Below are 13,265 nucleotides of genomic sequence, written 5' to 3' on the forward strand. Positions count from 1 at the left end.
ACCGCGGTTCAAGTCAAGGGGAGTGCCAGGGTCGTGGACGACGGACTGATCGACATCGGCGAGGTGGCGGAGCGGAGCGGGCTGGCCGCTTCCGCGCTGCGGTTCTACGAGCGCAAGGGGCTCATCCAGGCCGAGGGGCGCAACGGGCTGCGCCGCGCGTACCGGCCGGAGACGCTGGAGCGCCTGGCGCTGATCACCTGTGCCCGCGACGCGGGATTCACGCTCACCGAGATCGCCGCCTTCCTGCGCGCGCGGCCGTCCGACGCGGTGCTGCGCGAGCAGCTGGCGGCCAGGGAGCGGGCGGTGACCGGGCGGATCGCGCAGCTCACCCGGCTGCGCGACAGCCTGCGCCACGCGGCCGTCTGCGAGCACGACCCGCTGGTCGACTGCCCCGACTTCAAGCGGGCCCTCGGACGGGTCCCGCAGGGGTGAAGCCCCATGGCCCGAGCCTGGTCGGGAGCCCGGGCCACCGGGGTCCGTACGTACGCTGTCAGGCGGAGCTGACGTACTTCCTGGGGCGCAGGGCGTGGGCCCGGAGCGCCGCCAGGGCCGCGAGCTGACCGGGCCGGTCCATCCGCACCGCCAGCTCGTCACTGAAGGCCAGCCCCAGCGCCGTGAGCTGCGCCACCAGGTCGGTCACCGGCCGGGCCACGTCCTCCAGGCTCGTCGCCGGATGCCAGCCCTCGCCGCCCACGACCTCGGCCACCCGCTCGCGCAACTGGCCTGGCGACATCAGCGTGCCGTCGGCCAGCAGCATGAGCGCGGCCTCCCTGGCCGACACCTCGAACTCGTGCTCACCCCTGGCCAGCAGCAGCCTGGTGACCGCCTTCCACATGGCCGACTTCGACTTCAGCAGCCGCATACCGTAGTCGGTGATGGCGAGCCTGGCGCCGTCGCGCCTGATCGCGCCGAGCTCCCGCTCGGCCAGGTCGCGCAGCCGCAGCGCCTCGGGCGACGGCGCCAGCCGCAGCGGCAGGCTCTCACCCGAGGCCGCCAGCGTCAGCAGCCCGTGCAGCGCGGGCAGGGGTTGCGGGGACACGGGCGCGTGCAGACGCACCTCGAACGGCTGCGCCAGCTCCCGCCTGGCCGGGCCACGGCCGAGCACCCAGCGGTTGAGGCGCTCGCCGTGCACCCGGTTGAGCCAGCTGTCGCCGCCCAGGTCGGTGCGGGGCTCGGTGAGCCAGCGCCGGGTCAGGGCGGCGCGGTCGGTGGTCTCGCCGGCCACGATGGCCAGTTCGAGGGCGGCGGAGCAGGCGAGGTGGGCGCCCAGCTCCTCCGGGCCCATGATCATGCTCCACTGCAGCTCGGGCACGTCGGGCGGGAGCACGCCCGTGGCCTCCAGTGCCTGCTGGTAGGCGCTGGTGCCCGCGTCCTCGCCCTCACGGGCGTAGGTGCGCAGGATCTGCAGGGTCGTAGGGGAGACGCACAGAGCGGCGTACCGCTCCATGCCGCCGAGCTGGAGCAGCCGCCCCAGCGAATGGGCCAGGCGCTCCTGGTCCGCGCCCGTCATCTGCGGGCCGACCTTGAGCGGCAACGTGTACCAGAGGAACTCGCAGACGTCGAGCTGGGTCACCGACTCGAGCGGCTCGCCACCCGTCAACCATTCGACGGCGGTCCTGGCCTCCTCGGCCAGATCCGGCTGAGATCGCTCCAACTCGGCGAGAAGGGCGGTGACATCCGGTGCACTCATGCCTCGAAGTTTGCCGTATCGACCCCGGACCTGACGATGACCGAAACCGGTGCGTATTGGGTCTTGCACAGCGACTACCTAAGAAACCCCTATTGAGCCGACTGTAACGTGATCATATCCACCCTTTTTCAAACAACATGCGGGCCTTCCAGTCCAGGTACGGGATCAGTTCGGCGGACAGGACGGGATGCAGCCACCAGAAGTTGATCAGGGCGAGCAGGGCGAACGCGCCGACGGCCGCCGCCCCGGCGGTGCGCCGCAGCGGCACCACGCCCTTGACCGTGGGCCTGGACGTCCCGATCAGCAGCCCGGCGCACAACGTGATCGCCAGCACCATGAACGGCACCATCGGGATGGCGTAGAACAGGAACATCGTGCGATTGTCGGCGATGGCGAAGTAGAACCACGGCAGCCAGCCCATCGCGTACGCCAGCAGCACGGCCCCCGCCCGCCAGTCGCGGGAGGAGAAGTACCAGGCGATCAGGGCCACGAGCGCGGCCACCGCGCCGAACCAGATCACCGGCGTGCCCACGCCGAGCACCGCCTCGGAGCAGTCTTTCACGCCGGGGCCGCAGACGTTCTGCCTGCCCTCGTAGTAGAAGGCGACGGGCCGTAGCAGCAGCGGCCACTGCCACGGCTCGGACATGTACGGATGAGACGTCTCAAGCCCGCTGTGGAAGGTGAAGACCTGCCACTGGTAGTGGACCCACGACCGCGTCGAGTCGAACAGGAAGAACAGCGGGTTGCCCGCGGAGGTGGCCTGGTCCCAGTTGCGGCCGTAGCCGGTCGCGTTGACGAACCAGCCCGCCCAGGTCGCCATGTAGGTCACGAACGGCACCACGACGAAGGCCAGGGCCCCCTGCGGCACGTCCTTGTTGAGCGCTCCCACGTAGGGCTTGCGCAGCCCGACCGCGCGGCGGGCGCCGAAGTCCCACAGCACCGACATGATCGCGAACGCCACCGCGAACGCCAGCCCCGACCACTTGACCGACATCGCGAAGGCCAGGCAGACCCCGGCCCCGATGCGCCACCACCTGATGCCGAGCGACGGGCCCAGCGTGGACATCGAGGTGCCGATCGGCGAGACCGGCGAGCGCTCGTACCAGGAGACGAGTTTCTCGCGTGCCTGGTCGCGGTCGACCACCAGGCAGGCGAACGCGGCCAGGACCCAGAACATCAGGAAGATGTCCAGCAGCGCGGTGCGGGAGAGCACGTAGTGCAGGCCGTCGAGCGCGAGCAGCAGGCCCGCGAAGCAGCCGAGCAGGGTCGAGCGGGTCATCCTGCGCGCGACCCTGGCGATGACGAGGATCGACAGCGTGCCGATCACGGCCGCGGCGAAGCGCCAGCCGAACGGGTTGAGCCCGAACAGCCACTCGCCCACGCCGATCATCCACTTGCCCAGCGGCGGGTGCACGACGTAGGAGGCGCACTTGTCCAGCTCCGCCGGCGAGCACGCCTGCCAGACGTCGGTGTTGCCGGCCATGATCGCCTTGTCGGCGTCCTTGATGGTGACCTTCTCCACGCCGTGCGTGATCAGCGAGAAGGCGTCCTTCATGTAGTACGTCTCGTCGAACACCACGGACTTGGGATGGCCGAGCTGGAGGAAACGCAGGACACCGCCGAAGACCATGACGAGAATCGGCCCGATCCACCCCCACAGCACGCTGCCGCGCATGGGGGGAAGGACCCGATCGCGTACGGACCGAGTCTCGGGCTGGCTGTCGCCGGCCTCCGGGCTCTCGTAGGCCTGGTACGGGGAATCGGTCACCGCCATTCGGACATCGTACGGGCCCCAGAGCGGTGGTTACCCAAGAAACACCGTCTAATTGGGATGCCCTGCCACAATGGTCAGGTGACTGGGAACGGCAGGTTGGTGCTGGCAGGGGCCCCCATAGGCCAGGCGGGTGACGTCTCGCCCCGGCTGCGTGAGGCGCTGGCGGGCGCCGACGTGGTGGCGGCCGAGGACACCAGGCGGCTGCGCAGGCTCGCCGCCGACCTCGGCGTCGAGATCACCGGCCGGGTGGTGTCCTACTACGACCAGAACGAGGCCGCGCGCGCCCAGGAGCTGGTGGAGGCGCTCAAGGAGGGCCGCACGGTCGTCGTGATCACCGACGCGGGCATGCCGGGCGTGTCGGACCCCGGCTACCGCCTGACGAGCCTGGCGGTCGAGGCGGGCGTCCAGGTCACCGCGCTGCCGGGGCCGAGCGCCGTCACCACCGCGCTGGCCGTGTCCGGCCTGGCCAGCGACCGGTTCTGCTTCGAGGGCTTCCCGCCGCGCAAGACCGGCGAGCGGGACCGGCGGCTCGGGGCGCTGGCAGAAGAGGAGCGCACGATGGTCTTCTTCGAGGCGCCGCACCGGCTGGCGAGCTCGCTGGAGGCGATGGCGCGGGCGTTCGGGCCCGACCGGCGGGCGGCGGTGTGCCGCGAGCTCACCAAGACCTACGAGGAGGTCCGCAGGGGCGGTCTCGGCGAGCTGGCCGAGTGGGCGGCCAAGGGCGTCAAGGGCGAGATCACGATCGTGGTCGCGGGACACGTACCCGGCGAGGCCGAGCAGGACATGGACGCGCTCATCGCGGAGGTCGCCCGCCGGGTCGCCGAGGGGGAGCAGCGCAGCCAGGCGGTCGCCGCCGTGGCCAAGGGGGCGGGGGTGCCGAGACGAGAGCTGTACGACCTGGTTCACAGGCGAACCGCCACGCCATAGGGTGCGCAACGTGAGCAACTGGGGGGTGTCGGCACGGCGGCTCGTCCCGCCCATGCAGGGCTCGGCGCTGGTGGGCTGGCTCGGCCCGATCGCGGTTGCGATCTTCGGCGGTCTCCTGCGTTTCGTCAGGCTCGGCGAGCCCAAGGCGGTCGTCTTCGACGAGACCTACTACGTCAAGGACGCCTACTCGCTGATGATCCACGGCGTCGAGCGGACCATGCTCGGCGACGCGAAGAACCCCGTTGCCGACCGGCGCCTGATCGCCGGCAACCTGGACGTCTTCCAGCAGTGCGCCCAGCCGGTCGACTGCGCCTCCTTCGTGGCCCACCCGCCGCTCGGCAAGTGGATGATCGCGGCGGGCGAGTGGCTGTTCGGGATGAACCCCTTCGGCTGGCGTTTCGCCGCGGCCCTGGTCGGCACGCTGTCCATCCTCGTCCTGGCCAGGGTGGCGCGCAGGATGACCCGCTCGACGCTCCTCGGCTGCCTGGGCGGGCTGCTGCTGGCGCTCGACGGCCTGCACCTGGTGCTGTCGCGCACGGCCCTGCTGGACATCTTCCTGATGTTCTGGGTGCTCGCGGGGCTCGCCTGCCTGGTGGCCGACCGCGACCGGGCCCGCGAGAAGCTGGTCGCCTGGTACGAACGCTCGCCGGTCACCGCGCTCGGCCCGCGCCTCGGGTGGCGGCCGTGGCGGCTGGCCGCCGGGATCTGCCTGGGGGCGGCGTGCGCGGTCAAGTGGTCGGGGATCTTCTTCCTGCTCGGCTTCGCCGTCATGTCGGTCTTGTGGGACATGGGCGCCAGGCGGGCGGTGGGGCTGCGCGAGCCGTACCGGGGGGCGCTGACGTACGACCTGCCCGGGGCGGCGGGGGCGATGGCGCTCGCGCCCGCGGTGACGTTCCTGGCGTCGTGGACCGGCTGGTTCGTCACCGCCGGCGGCTACGGCCGCAACTGGGAGCAGGCCACCTCCTCGGGGCCGCTGTTCTTCGTCGTCGACTCGGTGCGGTCGTGGCTGCGCTACCAGCAGCAGGTGCTCGGCTACCACAGCGGCCTGGACGACTATCACCCGTACATGTCGGAGCCGTGGCAGTGGCCGGTGCTCTTACGCCCGGTCTCCTTCCACTACCCGACGAACCTGCCGTCCTCCGCCTGCGGCGCCGACAAGTGCGCGCAGGCCGTGCTCGGGGTCGGCACCCCCGCGCTCTGGTACGCCGCCGCCATCGCCCTCGTCGGCCTCGTCGCCTGGTACGTCGCCACCCGCGACTGGCGGGCCGGGGCCGTGCTGCTGACCTACGGGGTGGGCTGGCTGCCGTGGTTCTACTACGCCATCGCCGACAACCGCACGATGTACCTGTTCTACATGATCCCCGTGGTGCCGTTCATGGTGCTGGCGCTGGTGCTCATGGCGGGGCTGATCCTCGGGCCGCAGGACGCCCCGGCCGCCCGGCGGGCGATCGGGGCGGCGGTCGTGGGGGCCTACGCGCTCGTCGTGCTGGTCAACTTCTGGTGGCTCTATCCGGTGCTGGCGGCCGAGACGATCACGCAGGCACAGTGGTGGACTCGGATGCTCCTGAGCTCTTGGGTGACCGCCGCGCCCAAGTGACGCCCCTGCGCAGCGTGATCGCCGCCGCGACGCAGGCCAACGGGACGGCGGGCAGGACGTACCGGTAGTCGAACTCCGCCGTCGCCGCCGGGGCCAGCAGCAGCCCCACCGCCCCCAGCCAGGGCAGCACCACCGGGCCGCCGAACTTGCGCCAGCGCACCACGACGCCGTACAAGCCGATCAGCAGGATGCCGCCGAGCATGATGCCGCGCAGGTAGAACACCTTCTGGTAGCCGCTCATGATGCCGGCCCACGGCTGCACGATCCTGGTCTCCGGCGGGCCCTGCTCGTAGCTGAACGCGTCGGTGTCGGTGCGCCCGCCCGCGTACGACGACCATCTCGGCAGCCGCTTGGGCTGGCCGTTCTCGTCGAGCGGGACGTACGGCTTGAACTCGTACATGTTGTACGTCGACTCGTCCGGGAAACGCGGCCGCGACCAGTGGAAGGAGCGGAAGAAGTCGCGCGCCACCACCTGCAGGTAGTCGCCGGGCTGCGACAGGATCGCCTTGGTGGCGAACGCGCTGGCGGCGTCGTTGGTGATCTCGCTCCACTTCTTGTTGATGCCCCACCGGTGCAGCACCTCGCCGGTGCCGGTGCCGTCGCCGTTGCCCTGGCCCCACAGGTACCACTGGGCGTAGTCCTTGCGCTGGTTGACCGGGTCGTTGATGCACAGCAGCAGCAGCTGGACCTCTTTGTACTTGTCGATGTCCATCTTGTTGCAGTCGGCGAAGATGGCCGTGCGCATGTAGAGGATGAGGCCGTCGCTGTTGGTCATCGCGAACTTGCCGTACGCGGAGGCGAACCAGCCCATGTACGCCATCACCGGGATCGCGCAGGCGGTGATCAGCGCCGTGACGGTACGCCAGCCGGCCCGCTTGACCAGCAGGTAGAGCACGACGAGGGCCAGGACCGGCAGCCCGATCGAGCGCGTCAGCCAGGTCATCGCCAGCAGCAGGCCGACGACCGCGCCCGCCTGCCAGGTGAGCCGCCGCTTCCACAGCACCATCGTGATCACGCCGACCACGAGCAGCATGAACAGCGTGTCGGACATCACCATCTGTTCGAGCTGGATCTGGTAGGCGTCGAACAGCACCGGCGCCGCCGCCAGCGTGGCCCCCCACTTCGGCAGCCTGAACTTGATCCGCAGCAGCGCGTAGATCAGGCAGGCCGTGGCCAGGCCCATCAGGTGCTGGGTGAAGATCACCAGGCTGAAGCTGTGGAACGGCTTGAGCAGCATCAGCCAGGTGCTGTAGCCGTCGGGCCTGATCGGGTGGGGCCGCGGGTGCAGCGCCACCGAGACGTACTCGTAGGAGTCGTTGAACCACATCGCCGGGCCGTAGCCGAGCATGGTGATGAGCCGCAGCACGGCGCCGACGCCGAAGGCCGCGGCGAACACCCGATGCCTGCCCAACATCGACAGCGCGCGCGCTATCCGACCAGGGGCGGAGTGGTCCACAGGGGTAATCTCCGCGACGCTCACCATGTTGTAAAGAATGCCAGTCGTTTTCAGGTCCGTGCCCGAGCATGGTCGTCTTCAGGGCATGATGGTTCACTGGAAGAGCCTTAACTGAAGGGTAGACACGTGGAACTGACGGTGGTCATGCCCTGCCTCAACGAGGCGGAGACCGTGGAAGTCTGTGTACGCAAGGCGTTGGCGTGCATGGAGGAGCATGGCATCGAGGGCGAGGTCCTGATCGCCGACAACGGCAGCACGGACGGCTCGCAGCAGCTGGCCCGCGATGCCGGGGCCCGCGTGGTCCACGTGGACGAGAAGGGCTACGGCAACGCCCTCATGGGCGGCATCAGGGCCGCCCGCGGCAAATACGTCATCATGGGCGACGCCGACGACTCCTATGACTTCACCGCGCTGCTGCCGTTCGTGGAGCAGTTGCGTGACGGCGCCGACCTGGTGATGGGCAACCGTTTCCGCGGCGGCATCGCCCCTGGCGCCATGCCGCCGTTGCACCGCTACCTGGGCAACCCGGTGCTGTCGTTCATCGGGCGGCTGTTCTTCCCATCGGCGATCAAGGACTTCCACTGCGGCCTGCGCGGCTTCAGGCGCGACTCGATCCTGCGGCTGCAACTGCAGACCGGTGGCATGGAGTTCGCCTCGGAGATGGTGGTCCGCTCGACGCTGGCCGGCCTCGACGTACGCGAGGTGCCGACCACGCTCGCCCCCGACGGCCGCTCCCGCCCGCCGCACCTGCGCTCGTGGCGCGACGGCTGGCGCCACCTGCGCTTCCTGCTCCTCTACAGCCCGAAGTGGCTGTTCTTCTACCCCGGCGTGCTGATGATGGTCATCGGCCTGGTCGCCGGCACGGCGCTGACCTTCGGCCCGGTCGAGATCGGCGAGCTCGCCTTCGACGTCGACACCCTGGTCGGCTCGTCCGCCCTGGTGGTGATCGGCTTCCAGGCGGCGTTGTTCGCGGTGTTCACCAAGGTCTACGCGGCCGAGGAGGGCTTCCTGCCGGAGTCGCCGCGCATCCGCAGGCTGATCGACATCGTCAGCCTGGAGAAGGGCCTCGTGGTGGGCGGGCTGCTGGCGCTGGCCGGTCTGATCGGCCTGGTCATGTCGCTGGTGCACTGGCAGGTGCGCAGCTTCGGCGAGCTCGACCCGCGCGAGTCGCTGCGCATCGTGGTGCCGTCGGCGACGGCGCTCGTCATGAGCTTCCAGACGATCTTCGCGTCGCTGTTCATCAGCATTCTGGGCATCCGCCGTACGCGCGAGACGTTCATCGACAACGCGGCCCGCGCGGCCGAGGAGGCCGCCGAGGGCCTCGCGCTGGAAAAGGCCAAAGCGAAGAGCTGACCATCCTTTACGCGCTGCCGTGGCAGGCCACCCGCCGCACTCCGGCGGGCGGTCCTCCAGGGAAACGCCCGCTGACCCTTCACCGGCGCGCCGCCGCAACGGCGCGCCCCGTGGGCCGGGCGCCGTGGCCGGCGCGTAACAAACGATCATCACGGACCCCGTAGGCTTAGGACCATGTCCCAGCACATCTTGACCGCCGTCGCGTGGCCGTATGCCAACGGCCCCCGTCACATCGGGCACGTTTCCGGATTCGGAGTGCCGTCCGACGTCTTCAGCCGCTACCAGCGGATGGCGGGCAACAAGGTGCTGATGGTCTCCGGCACCGACGAGCACGGCACCCCGATCCAGGTTCAGGCCGACAAGGAGGGCGTGAGCGCCAGAGAGCTGGCCGACCGCTACAACCGCGTCATCGCCGAAGACCTGACCGGGCTCGGCCTGTCCTACGACCTGTTCACCCGCACGACGACGAAGAACCACTACGCCGTCACGCAGGAGATCTTCAAGGGCCTTTACAACAACGGCTATATCTTCCCCAAGACCACGATGGGCGCGATCTCGCCGTCCACCGGCCGCACCCTGCCCGACCGCTACATCGAGGGCACCTGCCCCATCTGCGGCTACGACGGGGCACGCGGCGACCAGTGCGACAACTGCGGCAACCAGCTCGACCCGATCCAGCTGATCAACCCCAAGAGCCGCATCAACGGCGAGACCCCGGTGTTCGCCGAGACCGAGCACTTCATGCTCGACCTGCCCGCCTTCGCCGAGGTGCTCGGCTCCTACCTGCAGTCCAAGCAGGGCGAGTGGCGGCCCAACGTGCTGAAGTTCGCCCTCAACCTGCTCGGCGACCTGCAGCCGCGGGCGATCAGCCGCGACCTCGACTGGGGCGTGCCGATCCCGCTCGACGGCTGGAGCGAGCAGCCCAACAAGCGGCTCTACGTGTGGTTCGACGCGGTCATCGGCTACCTGTCGGCCTCCATCGAGTGGGCCAGGCGCTCCGGCGACCCCGACGCCTGGCGTCAGTGGTGGCAGAATCCCGACGCCCGCGGCTACTACTTCATGGGCAAGGACAACATCGTCTTCCACGCCGAGATCTGGCCGGCGATGCTGTTCGGCTACAGCGGCATCGGCGCGCGCGACGGCTCGCCGGGCTCGCTCGGCGCGCTCGACGTGCCGTCCGAGGTGGTCTCCAGCGAGTTCCTGACCATGGAGGGCAAGAAGTTCTCCTCTTCCCGCCAGGTCGTCATCTACGTGCGCGACTTCCTGGCCCGCTACGACGCCGACGCGCTGCGCTACTACATCGCGGTGGCCGGGCCGGAAAACCAGGACACCGACTTCACCTGGCAGGAGTTCGTCAACCGCAACAACGGCGAGCTGGTCGCGGCCTGGGGCAACCTGGTCAACCGGTCGATCTCCATGGCCGCGAAGAACTTCGGGGCGGTGCCCGAGGCCGGCGACCTCACCGACGCCGACCGGGCGCTGCTGCAGCGCTCCCGCGACGCCTTCGCCCCGGTCGGGGCCGAGCTGGGCCGCTCGCGCTTCAAGAACGCCATCACCGAGGCGTTCGACGTCGTGCGCGAGGCCAACAAATACCTGGCCGATCAGGAGCCGTGGAAGCTCAAGGACGACCCCGAGCGGCAGAAGTCGATCCTGCACGTCGCGCTGCAGGTGGTCGACGACGCCAAGACGATGCTCACGCCGTTCCTGCCCGGATCGTCCAACAAGGTGTTCGCGATGCTGGGCGGCGAGGGCGTCTGGTCGGGCATGCCGGAGATCCGCGAGGTCGACGAGGACGGCGGCACCCCCTACCCGGTGATCACCGGCGAGTACGACGGGGCCGCCCGCTGGGAGCACCGGCCGATCAAGCCGGGCACGCCGCTCGCGCCGCCCGTGCCGCTGTTCAAGAAGCTCGACCCGAAGGTCGTCGACGAGGAGCTGGCCCGCCTGGGCCAGTGACCTCGAAGCCCGTGTAGTCCTTGAGCGCGATGGCGGAGGCGGTCTTCCTGGCCGACTTCGCCATCAGGCCCTTCCACGGCAGGTAGGGCAGCAGCCGGTAGTTCTGGTTGACGAACCAGGCCATGAACCTGCTCCGCGGCACCATGAACCCGGCGACGCCCTCGGCCGAACGGCCGCACCCCTCGGCGTAGCCGCGCACCTCGCGCTCGTAGGCGGCGAAGGCGGTGCGGTGGTCGGGGGCTGCGGCCAGCTCGCCCGCCAGCACGTACGCGCTCACCACGGCCAGCCCCGTTCCCATGCCCGACACCCGCGCGTGCAGGGCATGGACGCCGTCCTCCAGCGCCCGCTCCCCGTACAGCGCCTCGACGAGCCGATCGCGTCTCCCCGGGCCTGAGCAGCAGCAGCGCCGGCAACGCCCGCCGCGCCGGACCGCCCAGTGGCACCTCGCTCCCGTCGGCCCGCCACGCGCGGGTGGTGCCGAGGATGCCGTACCGCATGGGGGCTACTTTAGATGCCGTGACCAAGCTTCCCGCCGCCCCAGAGCCGCTCTCCGCACCCGTGTTCGACAGCCACTGCCACCTCGACATCATGGTCGGCAACCGGCAGGCGTCGTCCGGCGACCCGGTGGCGCAGGCCGCGCAGCAGGCGGCGGCGAGCGTGCGGAGCATCCTCGACGACGCGCGGGCCGTGGGCGTGACGCGGCTGGTCACGATCGGCTACGACCTGGCGTCGTCCCGCTGGAACGCGGAGGTGGCGGCCGGGCAGGAGGGCGTGTACGCGGGCGTGGCCATCCACCCCAACGAGGCCCACGCGTCCACGCCCGAGGTGCTGGCCGAGATCGAGGCCCTGGCTGGGCAGGACGCGGTGCGCGCGGTGGGGGAGACGGGGCTCGACTACTACCGCGACTGGGCGAGCAAGGACGACCAGCACGCGAGTTTCCTGGCGCACATCGAGATCGCCAAGCGCACCGGCAAGGCGCTGGTGATCCACGACCGAGACGCGCACGACGACGTGCTCAAGGTGCTGGCCGCGGCCGGTGCTCCGGACAAGGTGGTGTTCCACAGCTTCTCCGGCGACGCCGAGATGGCGAAAAAGTGCTCCGAAGCCGGATATTTCATGTCTTTCTCCGGGCCGGTGACGTACAAGAACGCCTCCTACCTGCGCGAAGCCGCCGAGGTCGCGCCCGCCGAGCTCATGCTGGTCGAGACCGATGCCCCTTATCTGCCGCCCGTCCCGCACCGGGGCAAGCCCAACGCCCCCTACCTCATCCCGCTCACCCTGCGCTGCCTCGCCGAGGTCAAGAACGTCCATCCTGACCGGTTGTGCGAGGTGATCAGCGGCAACGGAGTCACGGTCTTCGGCGAGTGGTGACCATCTTTCGGTGAAGAAGCGGAGGCCGGCGCGCGCCCGCGGCTAGCGTTCTGGCGATCCTGCCCCGCTACCGGAGGTGGTTCGTGCGAGGTAAGAGGCGTGCGCCCCGTCCGTCGCTCCCGTGGCGCTCCCCATGGACGCCCGTCGTGTGCGTGGCCGGCGTGGTGGCCGCGAGCGCGCTCGTGGCGGTGTCGTTCCTCGTCAAAGAGGTCGTTCTGGTCGTGGACGGCGAGCGCAGGCCCGTCCACGCCTTCGCCGGCACCGTCGAAGGAGTGCTCGCCGCGGCGGGCGTCACGATGGCGTACGGCGACGTCGTCCATCCACCCGCCCAGGAGGAGGTGCGCGACGGCGCCACGATCGAGGTGCGCCGCGCCCGCCCCCTCACCCTGACCCTCGACGGCCACACGAGTAAGCACCTGGTCACCGCCTCGAACGTGGGCGAGGCCCTGGCCGAGCTCGACCTCACCCCCGCCGCCGGCCGGCTGTCGGCGCCGCCCGGCGACGCGGTGCCGCTGGAGGGGATGGAGCTCACGGTCTACACCAGGCGCAAGGTGTACGTGGTCGCGGGCACCACCCGGCTGACCTCGCGGACGACCGCCAGGACGGTGCGCCAGGTGCTCAGGCAGCAGCGCGTCGAGCTGCGCCGGGGCTATCACGTGGACCCGCCGCTGGACAGCTTTCCCGAGGACGGGACGGTCATCACGATCGTTCCGCCGCGTACCATCCAGATCGACCCCGCCACCGCCCGGCTCGACTGGCCTGCGCTGGCCGCGTGCGAGTCGCATGGGGATCCGGAGGCGTACAACCCTGACGGGCCCTATTACGGCATGTACCAGTTCAGCCTGCCGATGTGGGAGGCCGTGGGCGGCATGGGGTTGCCGTCGACCTGGCCGGAGGACGAGCAGACCTATCGGGCGCAGGTGCTTTATCAGAAGGTGGGCGGCAGGTGGCACGGCCAGTGGCCCCACTGCGGCGCCCGCCTCTTCGGCCGGCCCACGGTCACAGCCCTGCGCCGCTGACGGATCTCATGAGCCGGTGCCGCGGATGCGGCGCCGAATCCGGCGAGCTGGCATGAAGACGGCGGATCCGACCGGCATGGAGACGGCGGATCCGAAACGCGTCCTGTGCGCCGGAGCCAAGA

11 protein-coding genes are annotated in these 13,265 nt (G+C 70.0%); 7 read left to right on the forward strand and 4 right to left on the reverse strand.

Features of this window, described 5'->3' with window-relative positions:
• The first annotated feature begins 33 nt into the window (after positions 1–33).
• Entirely contained in the window at positions 34–432 is a 399-nt protein-coding gene (locus AB0C28_RS47615) for a MerR family transcriptional regulator (protein WP_358082827.1), read from the forward strand.
• Positions 433–490: 58 nt separating this feature from the next.
• Here the strand turns inward: AB0C28_RS47615 and AB0C28_RS47620 are convergent, their stop codons facing one another.
• Both AB0C28_RS47620 and AB0C28_RS47625 read right to left on the reverse strand, forming a co-directional pair.
• Complete coding sequence (locus tag AB0C28_RS47620; protein ID WP_357855278.1) at positions 491–1,690, reverse strand: hypothetical protein; 1,200 nt, start codon at positions 1,688–1,690, stop codon at positions 491–493.
• A 112-nt stretch (positions 1,691–1,802) separates the two neighbouring features.
• The gene (locus AB0C28_RS47625; RefSeq protein ID WP_358082830.1) at positions 1,803–3,464 is read right to left on the reverse strand and encodes a phospholipid carrier-dependent glycosyltransferase; all 1,662 of its coding nucleotides are present in this window, start codon (positions 3,462–3,464) and stop codon (positions 1,803–1,805) included.
• Positions 3,465–3,542: 78 nt separating this feature from the next.
• Here AB0C28_RS47625 and rsmI point away from each other — a divergent pair, with 78 nt between their 5' ends.
• Both rsmI and AB0C28_RS47635 read left to right on the forward strand, forming a co-directional pair.
• Positions 3,543–4,391, forward strand: coding sequence for a 16S rRNA (cytidine(1402)-2'-O)-methyltransferase (gene rsmI, locus AB0C28_RS47630; RefSeq protein ID WP_357855272.1), 849 nt, complete (start codon positions 3,543–3,545; stop codon positions 4,389–4,391).
• Positions 4,392–4,401: 10 nt separating this feature from the next.
• Positions 4,402–5,988, forward strand: a complete 1,587-nt coding sequence (locus AB0C28_RS47635) for a phospholipid carrier-dependent glycosyltransferase (protein ID WP_358082833.1) — start codon at positions 4,402–4,404, stop codon at positions 5,986–5,988.
• Here the strand turns inward: AB0C28_RS47635 and AB0C28_RS47640 are convergent.
• Positions 5,924–7,444, reverse strand: coding sequence for a hypothetical protein (locus AB0C28_RS47640; RefSeq protein WP_358082836.1), 1,521 nt, complete (start codon positions 7,442–7,444; stop codon positions 5,924–5,926). The two genes, AB0C28_RS47635 and AB0C28_RS47640, sit on opposite strands and share 65 nt — an antisense overlap.
• 126 nt (positions 7,445–7,570) lie before the next feature.
• Between AB0C28_RS47640 and AB0C28_RS47645 the strand changes: the two genes are divergently transcribed.
• Together AB0C28_RS47645 and metG are read left to right on the forward strand one after the other, a co-directional pair.
• A complete protein-coding gene (locus AB0C28_RS47645; protein ID WP_357855263.1) occupies positions 7,571–8,797 on the forward strand; it encodes a glycosyltransferase family 2 protein in 1,227 nt (408 codons plus the stop codon).
• 174 nt (positions 8,798–8,971) lie between these two features.
• The gene (metG, locus tag AB0C28_RS47650) at positions 8,972–10,753 is read left to right on the forward strand and encodes a methionine--tRNA ligase (RefSeq protein ID WP_357855260.1); all 1,782 of its coding nucleotides are present in this window, start codon (positions 8,972–8,974) and stop codon (positions 10,751–10,753) included.
• Here metG and AB0C28_RS47655 read toward each other — a convergent pair.
• A complete protein-coding gene (locus AB0C28_RS47655; RefSeq protein WP_358082840.1) occupies positions 10,698–11,051 on the reverse strand; it encodes a hypothetical protein in 354 nt (117 codons plus the stop codon). The genes metG and AB0C28_RS47655 overlap by 56 nt on opposite strands.
• Positions 11,052–11,236: 185 nt before the next feature.
• Between AB0C28_RS47655 and AB0C28_RS47660 the strand changes: the two genes are divergently transcribed.
• Both AB0C28_RS47660 and AB0C28_RS47665 read left to right on the forward strand, forming a co-directional pair.
• Entirely contained in the window at positions 11,237–12,124 is an 888-nt protein-coding gene (locus tag AB0C28_RS47660) for a TatD family hydrolase (protein WP_358082843.1), read from the forward strand.
• Between the two features lie 83 nt (positions 12,125–12,207).
• The gene (locus tag AB0C28_RS47665; protein WP_357855255.1) at positions 12,208–13,143 is read left to right on the forward strand and encodes a ubiquitin-like domain-containing protein; all 936 of its coding nucleotides are present in this window, start codon (positions 12,208–12,210) and stop codon (positions 13,141–13,143) included.
• The last annotated feature ends 122 nt before the right edge of the window (positions 13,144–13,265 follow it).

It is taken from the genome of Nonomuraea sp. NPDC048892, assembly GCF_040649735.1.
Lineage (GTDB): Bacteria > Actinomycetota > Actinomycetes > Streptosporangiales > Streptosporangiaceae > Nonomuraea > Nonomuraea maheshkhaliensis.